The 14,449-nt window shown below is 66.6% G+C and carries 14 protein-coding genes; 11 read left to right on the top strand and 3 right to left on the bottom strand.

Features of this window, described 5'->3' with window-relative positions:
• Positions 1-74: 74 nt before the first annotated feature.
• From AB0M22_RS28990 to AB0M22_RS28980, 3 genes are all read left to right on the top strand, one after another.
• Positions 75-866 (top strand): FHA domain-containing protein, encoded by a 792-nt coding sequence (locus tag AB0M22_RS28990; protein ID WP_364733386.1) that lies wholly within the window; start codon positions 75-77, stop codon positions 864-866.
• A gap of 1,398 nt (positions 867-2,264) precedes the next feature.
• Positions 2,265-3,365: a chitinase gene (locus tag AB0M22_RS28985; protein ID WP_364733384.1), complete on the top strand. Its 1,101-nt coding sequence runs from the start codon at positions 2,265-2,267 to the stop codon at positions 3,363-3,365.
• Between the two features lie 36 nt (positions 3,366-3,401).
• Positions 3,402-3,944 (top strand): hypothetical protein, encoded by a 543-nt coding sequence (locus AB0M22_RS28980; protein WP_364733382.1) that lies wholly within the window; start codon positions 3,402-3,404, stop codon positions 3,942-3,944.
• Between the two features lie 130 nt (positions 3,945-4,074).
• On the opposite strand, the gene AB0M22_RS28975 is transcribed toward AB0M22_RS28980, so the two are convergent.
• Together AB0M22_RS28975 and AB0M22_RS28970 are read right to left on the bottom strand one after the other, a co-directional pair.
• Entirely contained in the window at positions 4,075-4,932 is an 858-nt protein-coding gene (locus AB0M22_RS28975; protein WP_364733380.1) for a class I SAM-dependent methyltransferase, read from the bottom strand.
• Positions 4,933-5,029: 97 nt separating this feature from the next.
• Entirely contained in the window at positions 5,030-5,905 is an 876-nt protein-coding gene (locus tag AB0M22_RS28970) for a LysR family transcriptional regulator (RefSeq protein WP_364733378.1), read from the bottom strand.
• Positions 5,906-6,283: 378 nt separating this feature from the next.
• Between AB0M22_RS28970 and AB0M22_RS28965 the strand changes: the two genes are divergently transcribed.
• From AB0M22_RS28965 to AB0M22_RS28940, 6 genes are all read left to right on the top strand, one after another.
• Positions 6,284-7,726, top strand: a complete 1,443-nt coding sequence (locus AB0M22_RS28965) for a form I ribulose bisphosphate carboxylase large subunit (RefSeq protein WP_364733376.1) — start codon at positions 6,284-6,286, stop codon at positions 7,724-7,726.
• 20 nt (positions 7,727-7,746) lie between these two features.
• Positions 7,747-8,169, top strand: coding sequence for a ribulose bisphosphate carboxylase small subunit (locus AB0M22_RS28960; protein WP_364733373.1), 423 nt, complete (start codon positions 7,747-7,749; stop codon positions 8,167-8,169).
• The gene (locus tag AB0M22_RS28955; RefSeq protein WP_364733371.1) at positions 8,159-9,175 is read left to right on the top strand and encodes an AAA family ATPase; all 1,017 of its coding nucleotides are present in this window, start codon (positions 8,159-8,161) and stop codon (positions 9,173-9,175) included. Before AB0M22_RS28960 ends, AB0M22_RS28955 begins: the two co-directional genes overlap by 11 nt.
• Positions 9,176-9,191: 16 nt before the next feature.
• On the top strand, positions 9,192-10,271 hold the full coding sequence (locus tag AB0M22_RS28950) for a class 1 fructose-bisphosphatase (protein WP_364733368.1): 1,080 nt from the start codon (positions 9,192-9,194) through the stop codon (positions 10,269-10,271).
• 30 nt (positions 10,272-10,301) lie between these two features.
• Complete coding sequence (locus AB0M22_RS28945; protein ID WP_364733365.1) at positions 10,302-11,180, top strand: phosphoribulokinase; 879 nt, start codon at positions 10,302-10,304, stop codon at positions 11,178-11,180.
• A 65-nt stretch (positions 11,181-11,245) separates the two neighbouring features.
• Entirely contained in the window at positions 11,246-11,659 is a 414-nt protein-coding gene (locus AB0M22_RS28940) for a nuclear transport factor 2 family protein (protein WP_364733362.1), read from the top strand.
• Between the two features lie 70 nt (positions 11,660-11,729).
• Here AB0M22_RS28940 and dinB read toward each other — a convergent pair whose 3' ends face one another.
• Positions 11,730-12,962, bottom strand: coding sequence for a DNA polymerase IV (gene dinB, locus AB0M22_RS28935; protein ID WP_364733360.1), 1,233 nt, complete (start codon positions 12,960-12,962; stop codon positions 11,730-11,732).
• A 128-nt stretch (positions 12,963-13,090) separates the two neighbouring features.
• Between dinB and AB0M22_RS28930 the strand changes: the two genes are divergently transcribed.
• Entirely contained in the window at positions 13,091-13,495 is a 405-nt protein-coding gene (locus tag AB0M22_RS28930) for a BlaI/MecI/CopY family transcriptional regulator (protein ID WP_364733357.1), read from the top strand.
• The gene (locus tag AB0M22_RS28925; protein ID WP_364733354.1) at positions 13,492-14,442 is read left to right on the top strand and encodes a M56 family metallopeptidase; all 951 of its coding nucleotides are present in this window, start codon (positions 13,492-13,494) and stop codon (positions 14,440-14,442) included. The genes AB0M22_RS28930 and AB0M22_RS28925 overlap by 4 nt, the downstream gene beginning before the upstream one ends.
• The last annotated feature ends 7 nt before the right edge of the window (positions 14,443-14,449 follow it).

Genomic DNA, 14,449 nt, shown 5'->3' with positions numbered 1-14,449 from the left:
GGCTCGAGGAACCTTCTGGGCCGATGCGGGTGACGCCGCCGCAGGTGGCCATGCCGCAGTCGCATAGTCCGGCGATGCCCGCGAATGCTGATTGGCCGACTGAGGATTCGTCGCCGATCGGTGGGCAGCAGCCGCAATCCTATGGCGCGAAGGCGGGATGGCAGAGCGCGGAGTCGCCGTCCGCGGGTTCGCCGCAGGGCGCGTTCTCGCCGAACTTGCGCAAGCCGGCGGGGGAGTCGGAACGCGTTGCGCACAGCGGCGAGCAGCCGGGCGTTGCGCATCATGATCCGGACGAGGCTCCCGTCCGCAACGTCGATCTCGAAGAGACCATGGTGCCCGACGAGACGATGGTGTCGCGCATCCTCGATCACATCGGGGTGCCCGAGTCACCCGGCGTGGTGGTCAAGGGATTCAAGTGTGCGCGTGATCATCTCAACGATCCGCGTGTGTCCTTCTGTGCGGTCTGCGGCATCCGGATGGACCAGCTCACCTGCGTGCTGACCGACGGCGTGCGCCCGCCCCTGGGTCTGTTGCTGCTCGATGACGGAACCTCCTTCGTCCTCGACAACGACTGCGTCCTCGGCCGCGAACCCGAACACGCGGACGCCGTCGCCCGCGGCGCCCGCCCCGTCCGCTTGGAAGACGCCTCCGGCGGAATGTCGCGCGCCCACGCCGAGATCCGCCTCACCGACTGGGACGTCACCGTCGTCGACGGCGGCTCCACCAACGGCACCCACGTCCGCCAACCCGCCCACCAGGACTGGACCCGCGCCATCCCCGGCCACCCGGTCAAATTGACTCCCGGCGCCCAAGTCCAACTAGGCGGCCGCGTAGTCACCTTCGACTCCCAACACGGCCAGCTATAGCCAAGCCCCAACGGGACACGGCGGTGCCCCCGCACGACCAACCGCCACCATGTCCCGTTGACCACCAACGCGCCCACTATCACCGACAGCCGCACCCGCTCTCGGGATCCGCACCCAAAATAGGGCCCCAGAGTCAGTGCGGATCCCGAGACAGGCTGCGACTCTCGACGCTGGACGTCGTCGTGCGAGTAGCCCACCGCGTATCCCGCTGATCATGATCAGGAACGCAATGACCAACAGCCGCACCCACTCTAGGGATCCGCACCCAAAGTAGGGCCCCGGAGTCAGTGCGGATCCCGAGACAGGGTGCGACTTTCGACGCTGGGGCGCCGTCGTACGAGTGACCCACTGCGTACCCCGCTGATCATGATCAGGAACGCAATGACCAACAGCCGCACTCCCTCTCGGAATCCGCACCCTAAGTAGGGCCCCCGAACCAGCGCGGATCCCAAGACAAGGTGCGGCTCTCAACGCTGGGGCGTCGTCGTGCGAGTAACCCTCGGTGTATACCGCTGATCGTGATCAGGCTTGCAATGACCAACGGCCGCACCCAATCTCGGGATCCGCACCCAGAGTAGGGCCCCAGAGTTAGTGCGGATCCCGAGTCGGGGGTGCGGCTCTCGAGTCAGGGTGCGGATCCCGAGTCGGGGTGCGGATCCCGAGTCAGGGTGCGGCTCTCGACGCTGGGGCGTCGTCGTGCGAGTAATCCACCGCGTATCCGCTGGTCGTGATCAGGCTCGCAGTGGCCAACGGCCGCACTCTCTCTCGGAATCTGCACTGGATCTGGGGCCCTACTTTGGGTGCGGATCCCGAGAGAGGGTGCGTGGACCTGGACACCCTGGTGTTTCCGGCGGGGCTGAGGCTCGTGGGTGGTGGGCCGGTCATCGCGTGGGTGCAGGGGATCGTTGGAATCGGCGGCGAGTGTGCACTTTGGCATCGCCGGACAGTGTGCTGCTGGCGAGACAGGGCCCAGCTCAGGTGTTGCTTCGTCTTGGAATCGGCGGCGAGTGTGCTGCTGGCGAGATCGGGGACAGTTCGGGTGTTGTTTCGTCTTGGCATCGCCGGGTCGTGCGCTGCCGGGGAGACCGAGCCCAAGTCGGGTGTTGTGTCGTCGCGAACAGGGTTACCAGGATCAGGGGAACTGGTGCAGGCATCGCCTGAGAGGCCGCCTGCACCAGTCCCCTGATCATGAAATTGTCCGAATCCGTGGCGGCCGCACACGCTTTCGGAGTCGGCACTCTTGATTGGCATCCGTAGCGAATACTGGGCTCGGGAATCGGTGGAGATATTCAGCGCGCATTCGAATGCCAGCGATGATTCTCGGTGAATTCTCGGTACGGCGGCTCCCCAGTTGTCGCCATTGGAGTTGATCATTCTGCGTGTGTTTCTACTTGGGTTATGACTTCCAGAAATGGCTCGCGTGGGGTCGGCCGCCGCTCGGCACTGCTCCGATTCGCAATGGTTTTATTGGCGGCGATCGGCACGGCGGTGGTCGCGGTCGCGCCGGGGGTTTCCGCGGCTCCGGCGGACGTCACCTGTCCCACCAAGCCGAAGCCCAGCGGTAAAGTGCTGCAAGGGTATTGGGAGAACTGGGACGGCGCGTCCAACGGGGTGCATCCGGGGATGGGGTGGATCCCGATCACCGATGCGCGCATCGCCGCGCATGGTCATAACGTGATCAACGCGGCGTTCCCGGTCATCGAGTCGAACGGGACCGCACGCTGGGAAGACGGCATGGACTCGACGGTGAAGGTGGCGACGCCGGAGCAGATGTGCCAGGCCAAGGCGGCCGGCGCGACCATCCTGATGTCCATCGGCGGCGCCGCGGCCGGCATCGACCTCAATTCCAGCGCCGTCGCCGACCGGTTCATCGCGACCATCGTGCCGATCCTCAAGCGCTACAACTTCGACGGCATCGACATCGACCTGGAAACCGGCCTCACCGGTAGCGGCAACATCAAGACCTTGTCCGCCTCCCAGGCCAACCTGGTGCGCATCATCGACGGCGTCCTCGCCCAGATGCCCGCCGGCTTCGGCCTGACCATGGCCCCCGAAACCGCCTACGTCACCGGCGGCAGCGTCACCTACGGCTCGATCTGGGGCGCCTATCTGCCGATCATCAAGAAGTACGCCGACAACGGCCGCCTCTGGTGGTTGAACATGCAGTACTACAACGGCAGCATGTACGGCTGCGCCGGCGACTCCTACCAGGCCGGAACCGTCCAAGGCTTCATCGCCCAGACCGACTGCCTGGCAAAGGGACTCACCATCCAAGGAACAACCATCACCGTCCCATACGACAAGCAGGCCCCCGGCCTCCCCGCCCAGCCCGGCGCGGGCGGCGGCTACATGGCTCCGAACCTGGTCGCCCAGGCCTGGAACCACTACGGCACCGGCTCCGCCAACTCGCTCAAGGGCCTGATGACCTGGTCCATCAACTGGGACGGTTCACGCAACTGGACCTTCGGCAACAACGTGAAATCCCTCCAGGGACGTTAACCCGTCACCACCACCGGGACTACTACAATATGTAGTGTGACAGCGAATGTCAGTCCGGTGCGCATGGGTTTGGGGCGCCGCGGTGCATGGGCGGCGCTCCTCGCCGGTGTCGGTGCGCTGGGGGTGGTGGAATTTTCCGTCCTGCACCTGCTCGCCAATGGACTACTACCGTCGACCGTCGCCCTCATCATCGACTTGGTCGTCGGAATCCCCACCGCCGCACTGATACTCGCGGTCGCTTCCCCGCTGTGGAGCGCTCACCGCCTCGACCGCACCCATCTCCGCCTCCGCTTCGGCTGGCTGGCGACCATCGACATCCCCCTGACCCTCATCGACACGGCCGCCGTCTACCGCCCACCCGTCCAGCACCCCGCTCAGACCGGACTGGACTTCGACGAGAAATCAGCCAGGTGGACCGCCATTCGCTCCCCGTCCGCCGCGCTGGTCCGCATCGATCTCACCGAACCGATCCCCGCTCGCACCCAAGGTTGGCGCCGGGTATCCGCGCGATCGGTTGTGATCAGCGTCGACAACGCCGCGGATTTCCTTTCCGCTGTCGATTCAGCGCGCGGCGACTAGCGCGAAACCGTCTGTCCGCCAATGCGATTAGGGCGACGTCCGAGGCTTCGGATGTCAAACCTCGCGTTTCCAGCGCGGATCGGCGAATGCGATGGGTGGCGTGGCCAGGTGCCGCCATCGCAGTACCAGACTATTTCTGCTGGAAGCGGACGACGCCGGACCAGGGGCGGCGCATGGGTTTACGGAGGTCGGGCGCGGGGAGGTAGGCGAGCGGGCCGAGGAACCAGGGCGCACGATGGAGGCTGCGTGCGGCTTGCAGGAGCTCCTCGATTTCGGCGGGGTGCCAGTTGAGGGATTCGAAGTAGGCGAGGCCGCCGGGGGGTTGGAATTTGAGCGGGGCGTTGTCGAGCAGGGAGTCGGAGCGCATCTTCAGGGGGCTCAGCAGGATGTCCGACATCCACCACGCGACTTCGGGTCGGGCGAGGGCGCTCAGGAGCGCGGTGACGGTTTCCAGCTCCAGGTAGAGCAGAAGTCCTTCGGTAAGGACGAGGGCGTTGGTGGCGCGGGTGGTGACGGGGCCGATGGCGCCGAGGGCTTCGTCGAGGAACTTCTCGCGGGCTTCGTGGTCGGCGAGGTCTACCGCGCGGCGGATCAGGGTGCAGGTCGGGGTTTCGCCGGCGAGGATGGTTTCTTTTTCCTCGAGCAGTTCGGGGAGGTCGGCTTCGACCCAGACGAGGTCGGCGGGAAGGTCGAGTCGATAGGGGCGGGTGTCGAATCCGGCCGCCAGGTTGAGGATGCGGTCGCAGCCCTCGGCGATGGACCTGGTGATGAGGTCGTCGATGAGCGCGGTTCGAGCGAGTACCGGCCAGCCGTTGCGGATGATCCGCGGGGCGGCGTCGGCGATGGCATACCCCTGAGCGCCGGCGAGGCGGTCGGCCAGGGGGTCGCGGAACAGCGCGTCGGGGCGGGCGGTTTCGCGTGCGCGGTAGGCGGCGACCCATCGTGCGGTGTCGGATACGTTCGAAATGGGTGGTTGCCCGCCAGTCATGCGGCTCAGTTTCGCACAGCACCGACCGGTTGGGACTGTGGTCCACGTCACGCCCGGATCGCTCAAATGTCTTGCACGGGAGCCGTTTCCGCTGGTATCAGGCGGGATGGAACGCGTTGGGGCCGACCTCGCCGGGGTCCAGCAGATGGGCGAGGAACAGGCGCGTGGTGGGGGTGGGCGTGCGGGTGGTGATGGCGTGCCAGTGGCGGTCGAGCGGTGTGCCGGTGACCGGGAGTATTTGCAGGGCACCGGATTCGAGGTCGCCGGAGACGGCGTCGCTGTGGATCAGGGTGACGCCCAATCCTTCTCGGGCGGCGGCGAGGACCGCGCCGTGGCTGCCGAGGGTGAGCGTGGGCGGGGCGATGTCGAGCTGGTCGAGCAGGGCCAGGGTGGCGTCGCGGGTGCCGGAGCCACGGCCGCGCAGGAGCCAGGTGGTGTGCAGCGGGTCGGGGCAATGGGCGGCGGCGCCGACGACGATGAGCTGGCTGGGCCTGCGGGCGCGGATGACCAGGCCGGTGTTGCGAGGAGGGCGCCCGGCGATGACGAGATCTGTTTCGTGGTGCTGCAATTCGACGAACAGAACGTCGCGCGGGTGCACGGAGAGGCTGAGTTCGATGTCGGGATAGCGGTTGCGGAACGAGGCGAGCGGGCGCAGCAGGACGAATTCACCCGCGGTGGCGACCACGCCGATGCGTAGTCGCCCGGTTTCGGCCTGCTGGACGGCGGCGTGCGCCTCGTTCATCAGGCCGAGGATGCTGCGGCAGTATTCGGCGTAGATGCGCCCGGCCTCGGTGAGGGCGATGCCGCGCCCGGATTTGGCGACGAGCTTGGCGCCGAGCTGTTTTTCGATGTGCGCGACGGCGGCGGAGACGGCGGCCTCGGTGATGTGCAGCTGGGTGGCGGCGCGGCGGATGCTGCTGAGGCGGGCGACCACCAGGAATGTTTCCATCCTGGCCGCACTGACCGATCCCATCCGGTGACGGTAGCAAATCCTCGACGGTGACTCTGGTGCCAACGGAATTGACGGCTCCACGGTTGCGGCGAATGGGTGGTGGTCTGTGGAAACATCGATGGTGTCGAGGTCAACCCGACAGCGGCGCGTGATCCCCCTTCCGCGCCGCGCACGAACACCCCGGGCCGGTGCGCGACCCGGGGTGTTCGTTGCGTTTCCGGAAGTTTTCCGTTGCCCGCGAATTTCTTACCCTATTCGGGTCGCACGAAACCTGACTGTTTCATTGAGCTTTCGCAGGAACAATCAAATTGTTTGTTGTCCGCGCTGCCGTCATCCTGGAATTCGTCAGGCGCACAACCGGTAACGGGGCGTCCCGCGGTACGACTGCCAGGAGGAACGATGGCCGAACAATCCGAGCGGGACCGGTGGGATCCGGGTGTTCAATCGTATGCGTCGATGGGATATTACGCGCCGGACTATCAGCCGTCGGACACCGACGTGCTCGCCGTATTCCGGGTGACCCCGCAGCCCGGGGTGGACCCGATCGAGGCCTCCGCCGCCGTCGCGGGCGAATCGTCAACGGCCACTTGGACAGTGGTGTGGACCGACCGGCTGACCGCGCACTCGAAGTATCAGGCCAAGTGCTACCGCGTCGACGAGGTACCGGGGCGGCCGGGGGAGTACTTCGCGTATGTCGCTTACGATCTCGACCTGTTCGAGGAGGGCTCGATCACCAACCTGACCTCGTCGGTGATCGGCAATGTGTTCGGTTTCAAGCCGCTGCTGGCGCTGCGCCTGGAGGACATGCGGATTCCGGTGGCGTATGTGAAGACCTTCCAGGGTCCGCCGCACGGCACGGTGATGGAACGCGAATACCTGAACAAATACGGTCGCCCGCTGCTCGGCGCGACGGTGAAGCCGAAACTCGGTCTGTCGGCCCGCAATTACGGCCGGGTGATCTATGAGGCCTGCAAGGGCGGATTGGATTTCACCAAGGACGACGAGAACATCAACTCCCAGCCGTTCATGCGCTGGCGCGACCGGTACCTGTTCGCGATGGAGGGCGTGAACCGGGCGATGGCCGAGACCGGCGAGATCAAGGGCCATTATCTGAATGTCACCGCGGCTTCGATGGAGGACATGTACGAGCGGGCCGAGTTCGCCAAGGAGCTGGGCAGCGTCGTGATCATGATCGACCTGACCGTCGGTTACACGGCGATGCAGTCGATGTCGCACTGGGCGCGGCGCAACGGACTGCTGCTGCATCTGCACCGGGCCGGGCACTCCACCTTCACCCGCCAGAAGACCCACGGGGTGAGCTTCCGGGTGCTGGCCAAGTGGTGCAGGCTGATCGGGGTCGATCATCTGCATGCGGGCACGGTGGTCGGCAAGCTGGAGGGCGATCCGGCGACCACGCGCGGCTTCTATGACACGTTGCGGGAGAACCACATTCCGGCGAACCCGGGCAACGGGATCTTCTTCGACCAGGACTGGGCGAGCCTGCCCGGGGTGATGCCGGTGGCCTCCGGCGGCATCCACGCGGGGCAGATGCACCAGCTGCTGGATCTTTTCGGCGATGACGTGATCTTGCAGTTCGGCGGCGGCACCATCGGGCACCCACTGGGCATCGCGGCCGGCGCGGAGGCGAACCGGGTGGCCCTGGAGGCGGTGGTCAAGGCGCGCAACGAAGGTCGCGATCTGCTCAAAGAAGGTCCGGATGTGCTGCGTAAGGCGGCCGAGATCTGCCGTCCGCTCGAGGTCGCGCTGGCGACCTGGGGGGATGTCACCTTCGACTACACCTCCACCGACGCGCCGGACGCGGTGCCGACGGCCACTCGCTGAAATCCCTTGGAGGACAGACTATGTACCTGCGTCACGGAACCTTCTCGTATCTGCCCGAATTCACCGACGCGGAGATCGCCGCTCAGGTGCGTTACGCGCTGCTGAACAGCTGGCCGGTGTCGATCGAATACACCGACGACCCGCATCCGCGCAACGCCTACTGGGAGATGTGGGGCCTGCCGCTGTTCGATCTGGACGAGCCCGACGGTGTGCTCGCCGAGATCAATGCCTGCCGTTCGACTTTCCCGCGGCACTACGTGCGGGTGCTGGCCTATGACGCTCGCTTCGGCAGGCAGACCACGGCGCTGAGCTTCCTGGTGCAGCGCCCGGCCGACGAACCGGGCTTCGTGCTGACCCGTTCCGAGGGCCCGGACCGGCAGCAGAAGTACGGCCTGCACTCCTACGCCACCGACAGCCGCCAGGGACAGCGGTATGGCGGCTGAGGCCAACGGATTCCGGCTACACCGCCCCGGCACCGGCGACAGCAGGCCGCTGCGGGCCGAACCCGCCGATTCGGTGGCCGAGCCGGAGATCCTGGATGACGATGCGGTGCTGGATCTTTCGACCGACATCGCGGGCAACGACGTGGCGGATACGTTGCGCCGGCTCGACGCCGAACTGGTCGGGCTGGCCAACGTCAAACGCCGGGTGCGCGAGATCGCGGCGTTGCTGCTGATCGACCGTGCCCGGCAGCGTTTCGGCCTGAGTTCGTCGCGGCCGACCATGCACATGAGCTTCACCGGCGGGCCGGGCACGGGGAAGACGACCGTCGCGTTGCGCATGGCCGAGATGCTGCATTCGCTGGGCTATATCCGGAAACCCAAGGTGCACACTGTTACCCGCGACGACCTGGTGGGTCAGTTCATCGGTCACACCGCGCCGAAGACCAAGGAGGCGCTGGCCAAGGCGGCCGGCGGGGTGCTGTTCATCGACGAGGCCTACTACCTGTTCCGCCCGGAGAACGAGCGCGACTACGGGCAGGAGGTCATCGAGATCCTGTTGCAGGAGATGGAAAGTGAACGCGCCAGCCTGGTGGTGATCTTCGCCGGCTATCCGGATCGGATGGAACGGTTCTTCTCCGCCAATCCCGGCCTGTCCTCGCGGGTGGCCCACCATCTGGAGTTCGCCGACTACACCCACGCCGAGCTGCTCGGCATCGCCGAACTGATGGTGGCGCGGGAAAACTTCCACTTCGACGCGCCCGCCCATGCGGCGTTCTCCGAGTATCTGGAATTGCGGATGACCCGGCCGCGCTTCTCCAACGCCCGCAGCGTCCGTAATGCGCTGGACCGCTGCCGGTTACGGCAGGCCAAACGCCTCGTCGAGCTGCACAAGCCGCTGACCAAGACCGATCTGATCACGCTGACCGACCGGGATGTCTACGGCAGCAGCGTCTTCACCGACAGCACCGAACCGCAGGACGGGCCGAGCGCGCGGACCCCAGCGTGACGAGATCGAGGCGCCCATGCCAGAGGGACTGAAGACGCTCACCCGATACACGATCGAGCAGGAGCACCGCCATCCCGGCTCGTCCGGGGAGTTCTCCGCCCTGGTGAATGTCGTTGCCACCGCGACGAAGATCATCGCCAATCAGGTGACCCGGGGTGCCATCGTGGGGTCGTTGGGCTCGGCCGAGCCGGATAATCTGCCGCCGACGGTGCATCGCAAGCTCGACGCCATCGCCAACGACGTCATGGTGTCGGAAACCCAGTGGACGGGGCATCTGGCCGCGCTGCTGTCGGAGCAGATGCCGGCCATTCATCCGGTGCCCGACGCACATCGGCGCGGCAAGTACCTGCTGGCCTTCGACCCGCTCGACGGCTCCTCGAATATCGACGTAAATCTGCCTGTCGGAACGATTTTCAGCGTGTTGCGAGCCCCGGAGCGGGAGAACGGCTCGCCCACGGCCGACGACTTCCTGCAACCCGGCGTGCGTCAGGTGTGCGCCGGGTTCACCCTGTACGGCCCGGCGACCATGCTGGTCATCACCACCGGCAGCGGCGTCGACGGCTTCACCCTCGACCGCGAGATCGGCGCGTTCGTGCTGACCCACCCGCGGATGCGCATCCCCGAGGACACCTCCGGGTTCGCCATCAACGCCGCCAACGAGCGGTTCTGGGAGCGGCCGGTGCGCCGCTACGTGCACGAGTGCCTGGACGGCGTGGAGGGGCCGCGCGGGCGCGATTTCAACATGCGCTGGGTGGCGTCGCTGGTCGCGGACACCTTCCACATTCTGACCAGGGGCGGGGTCTATCTGTATCCGCACGACAACCGGCCGCCGGTGCGTCCGGGGCGGGTGTCGTTGCTCTACGGGGCCAATCCGATCGCGTTCATCGTCGAACAGGCCGGCGGGTGGGCGACCACGGGTGGTGAGCGGGTCCTGGAGGTGCCGCCGGAGCATGTGCACCATCAGGTGCCGTTGATCTTCGGGTCGCGCAACGAGGTCGAGCGGATCGAGCGCTATCACAGCGAACCCGACGACGGGCATGTCTTCGACAGCTCGCTGTTCGGGTCGCGGTCGCTGTTTCGACCGGCGCCGCACTGAAATCTGTTGTCCGGCAATCGAGGAGGTGTCATGTCGGTCAAACATCCCGTGGTCGCGATCACCGGATCATCCGGTGCGGGAACGACCAGCGTCACCCGGACGTTCCAGGAGATCTTCCGTCGCGAAGGCATCAATGCCGTTGTGGTGGAGGGTGATTCGTTTCACCGCTACGACCGCAACGAGATGAAGCTGGCGATGGCCGAGGCCGAACAGCATCGCAATCTGACCTTCTCCCATTTCGGGGAGGAGGCGAATCTGCTCAAAGAGCTGGAGACGCTGTTCCGCGACTACGGCGAGACCGGGGTCGGTTCAGTGCGCAAATATCTGCACGACGAGCTCGAGGCCAAGCCGCACGGGCAGCCCGCGGGGACGTTCACGCCGTGGGCCGATCTGTCGCCGGGCAGCGATCTGCTGTTCTACGAGGGATTGCACGGCGCCGCGATCACCGACAGCGTGAATGTCGCGCAGTACGCGGATCTGCTGGTCGGGGTGGTGCCGATCGTGAATCTGGAGTGGATTCAGAAGGTGATCCGGGACAAGACCGAACGCGGGTATTCCAGCGAGGCGGTGATCGACACGATCCTGCGCCGGATGCCCGACTACGTGAAATACATCTGCCCGCAGTTCTCCCACACCTACGTCAACTTTCAGCGCGTGCCGACGGTGGACACCTCGAATCCGTTCATCGCGCGCAGCATACCCACCGCCGACGAGAGCTTCGTCGTCATCCGCTTCGCCGACCCGAAGGTGATCGACTTCCCCTACCTGCTGTCGATGCTGCACGACTCGTTCATGTCCCGCCCGAACTGCATCGTGGTGCCCGGCGGGAAGATGGAACTGGCCATGCAGCTGATCTTCACGCCGCTGATCCTGCGGCTCATGGACAAGCGCCCGAAACGATCTCGCTGATCGCCGGTTCCTGGGTTACCCTCGAACCGACCCTATTCAACGAGTTGCATATGCGAGGTGCCGTCATGACCACGTTCCGCGAGGCCGTCGAAGCCCGAGACACCGATGCGGTCGAGGCGCTGCTCGCCGACAACGTCGTGTTCACCAGCCCGGTCGCGTTCAAGCCCTACCCGGGCAAGGCGCTCACCGCCGCCATCCTGCGCGGCGTGCTGCGGGTGTTCGAGGACTTCCACTACCTGCGCGAGATCGCCAATCCGGACGGGCGCGATCATGCGCTGATCTTCGAGGCGAAGGTGGACGGGAAGACGGTCAACGGGTGCGACTTCCTGCACTACGACGACGACGGGAAGATCGATAGTTTCACCGTGATGATCCGGCCGCTCTCGGCCGCACAGGCGTTGGCCGAGGCGATGGCTGCGCAGTTCCCGCGGATTCAGGAAGAGGCGTTGGCCGCTGTGCAGGCGCAGTCTGCTTCGTAGCTCAGACTGGGGTTGCTTCGAAGCGTCATGGCCCAGCGAGGTCCTCGCGATGCGGCCGGCATGAGCGTTATCAGTCCGGTAGCAACGGGACGGAAAGACCCTCGCCGCGGCCGAGTAGTGCGGCGCGGGTGACGGCGGCGGAGCCGAAGCGGTGGCGCAGGTCGTCCAGGGTCGCGTCGAGGGTGTTGGTCGCGCGAGCCTCGAAAGGGAGCGACAGCTGGAACGGATCGGCATCGGCCAAGTTGGTGAGTGCCAAGCCGATCAGGGTGAGGCCGCGTTCCTCGATCATCGGCATGGCGGTCGCCAGCAAGGACCTTGCGGCGGACAACAGAGTTTCGGTGTGATCGGTCGCCTCGGGCAAGGTGTGCGAGCGGGTGGCTCGGGTGAAGTCGTCGAAACGCATGCGCAGCACCAGGGTTCGGCAGATGCGGTCGGCGGCGCGCAACCGGCGGCCCAGTCGGTCGGTGAGTCCGTGCAGATACGCCTCGATCTCGTCGGGCGGATGCGACTGCCGGCCGAGGGCTCGCTGGGCACCGATGGAGCGTCGGCGCACGCCGGTCTCGACGCGGCGTGGGTCTCGAGCCCAGGACAGCGCGTAGAGGTGACGAGCCGCGCCGGCGCCGAGGATCGCGCGCAGCGGGCTCTCGCCGAGGTCGGCGAGCTGGCCGACGCGGGTGATGCCGTGTTCATGCAACGTACGAGCGGTGACTTCGCCTACGCCCCACAGTCTTTCGATGGGCAACGGGTGCAGGAAGTCGAGTTCGGCATCGGGCGGCACAACGCGCAACCCGTCCGGCTTGGCGACGGCGCTGGCGACCTTGGCCAGGAACTTGGTGCGCGCGATACCCACCGAGATCGGCAGCCCGACCTGCTCGCGCACCTGGCTGCGTAATCGTTCGGCGATGCCGATCGGTTCCCCCGCGATCCGCCGCAACCCGCCCACATCGAGAAACGCCTCATCGATCGAAATGCCCTCGACTACCGGCGTCGTGTCATGGAAGACCTCGAACACCGCCTTGCTCGCCTCCGCGTACGCCGACATGCGCGGCGGCACGACGATCGCGTGCGGACACAGCCGCCGCGCCTGCCCGCCGTTCATCGGCGTGCGCACCCCGTACGCCTTGGCCTCATAGCTGGCCGCCAGCACCACACCGCCGCCGACGATCACCGGCTTGCCGCGCAGCCGCGGATTGTCGCGCTGCTCGACCGAGGCATAGAACGAATCGAGATCCGCGTGCAGGATCGACGCTTCGGCGCGCGCGACGATCCGCGGGCGGGAGGCGGGCGCGTCGGACACGAACATATGTTCGCATGGACCACCGACAGCATCGAGGAAAATCTTCGAATCTACGGCTTGGCTACGTAGCAATTCGGACGAACCGGTACGCTGGCCCGACAGCAGGGCACGTTTTGGATGAGGGAGTCGGTACTGTGCGCGGATTTGGAGACCTGGAGGCGGTGATCATGGACCGCATCTGGGATCGGGACGCAGAAGACACCACGGTGCGCGAAATATTCGACGAACTGTCCGCCCAGCGCGACATCGCCTACACCACCGTCATGTCCACGATGGACAACTTGCACCGCAAGGGCTGGCTGGCACGCGAGCGTTCGGGCAAGGCGTACAAGTACTGGCCGACGCTGACCCGCGAGGAGCACAGTGCCCGGCTGATGCTCGAGGCGCTCGGCGCGGGCGGGCGCTCCGATCTGGTGCTGAGCCATTTCGTCGACCGGATCAGCGCCGAGGAATCGGCCGGCCTGCGGGCCGCGCTACGCAGGCTCACCGCCCGCAAGACCCCGGACGGACCGCCGGGCGCCGAAGGCGCCGCCCCGTGACCCTGGCCATCGCACTGATGTTGTACGGCGCCACGGTGGCCACCCTCGGCCCGCCGGTGCTGACCCGGCTGACCAGGCGCGGCAACGCGCCTCGGCTGGGCATCATCGCCTGGGTCGTCGCGATCGCCGGCACGCTCGGCGCGTGGGCGGCGGCCGCGACCATGCTCACCGTCGAATTCGCCACCTACTGGGGACATCCGCACGACGCGTTGCGCGCCTGCTTCACCATCCTGTGGAGCCCGATGCACGACGACGGCCGCGGCGCGACGAAGGCGGTCACCTTCGCGATCGGCGCGTTGGTCGCGACCTGCACGATGGCGGTGGTGGCGCGCGCGGTGTCGGTGGTGCGGGAGATGCGCAGGCGCACGCACCTACACGCGAAGGCGTTGCGGTTGGTCGGGCGGCGGGTGCCCGGAGTGGGTGCGCTGGTGCTGGATTCGCCGGAGCGGCAAGCCTATTGCGTGCCGGGGCGGCCGGACACGATCGTCGTCACCAGTGCCGCGCTGGAGGCGCTGGCGCCGGATCAGCTGGACGCGGTGCTGGCGCACGAGCGGGCGCATCTGTCCGGCAGGCACGCGCCGTTGACCGCGGTGCTGCGGGCGATCGCCACGACGTTGCCGGGGTTGCGGGTGGTCACCACGGGGACCGCCGAGATCACCCGGTTGCTCGAGATGTGTGCCGATGACAAGGCCGCCGACAAGCACGGTTCGGAACCGCTGCTCGGTGGGCTGCTGGCGATCCTCGGGGTGACCGAGGTGCTGCCCGAAGGGGCGCTGGCCGCCGCGGGGACCGCGGTGCTGGCCCGGGCCGAACGCCTGGTGGATCCGGTGAGCCCGATCCGGCTCGCGACGACCCGCACCGCGCTGCTCGGCGTGATCGCGGCAACGGTAACCGGATTGGCCTCGGCCGCGGCTACGGTAGCGTTCTGCAGTGCCGTTCTGGGCTGATCGAAGG

This window comes from Nocardia sp. NPDC051756 (genome assembly GCF_040681495.1).
GTDB lineage: Bacteria > Actinomycetota > Actinomycetes > Mycobacteriales > Mycobacteriaceae > Nocardia.
The sequence above is the reverse complement of the archived record's forward strand: the minus strand, read 5'-3'. Positions and strand labels throughout refer to the sequence as shown.

Bases quoted from the DNA above. Each gene is read 5' to 3' on its own strand.
- AB0M22_RS28945 (WP_364733365.1), top strand. From the start codon at position 10,302: ATGTCGGTCAAACATCCCGTGGTCGCGATCACCGGATCATCCGGTGCG.
- AB0M22_RS28960 (WP_364733373.1), top strand. From the start codon at position 7,747: ATGTACCTGCGTCACGGAACCTTCTCGTATCTGCCCGAATTCACCGAC.
- AB0M22_RS28955 (WP_364733371.1), top strand. From the start codon at position 8,159: ATGGCGGCTGAGGCCAACGGATTCCGGCTACACCGCCCCGGCACCGGC.
- AB0M22_RS28950 (WP_364733368.1), top strand. From the start codon at position 9,192: ATGCCAGAGGGACTGAAGACGCTCACCCGATACACGATCGAGCAGGAG.
- dinB (WP_364733360.1), bottom strand. From the start codon at position 12,962: ATGTTCGTGTCCGACGCGCCCGCCTCCCGCCCGCGGATCGTCGCGCGC.
- AB0M22_RS28970 (WP_364733378.1), bottom strand. From the start codon at position 5,905: ATGGGATCGGTCAGTGCGGCCAGGATGGAAACATTCCTGGTGGTCGCC.
- AB0M22_RS28985 (WP_364733384.1), top strand. From the start codon at position 2,265: ATGACTTCCAGAAATGGCTCGCGTGGGGTCGGCCGCCGCTCGGCACTG.
- AB0M22_RS28965 (WP_364733376.1), top strand. From the start codon at position 6,284: ATGGCCGAACAATCCGAGCGGGACCGGTGGGATCCGGGTGTTCAATCG.
- AB0M22_RS28940 (WP_364733362.1), top strand. From the start codon at position 11,246: ATGACCACGTTCCGCGAGGCCGTCGAAGCCCGAGACACCGATGCGGTC.
- AB0M22_RS28990 (WP_364733386.1), top strand. From the start codon at position 75: ATGCCCGCGAATGCTGATTGGCCGACTGAGGATTCGTCGCCGATCGGT.
- AB0M22_RS28975 (WP_364733380.1), bottom strand. From the start codon at position 4,932: ATGACTGGCGGGCAACCACCCATTTCGAACGTATCCGACACCGCACGA.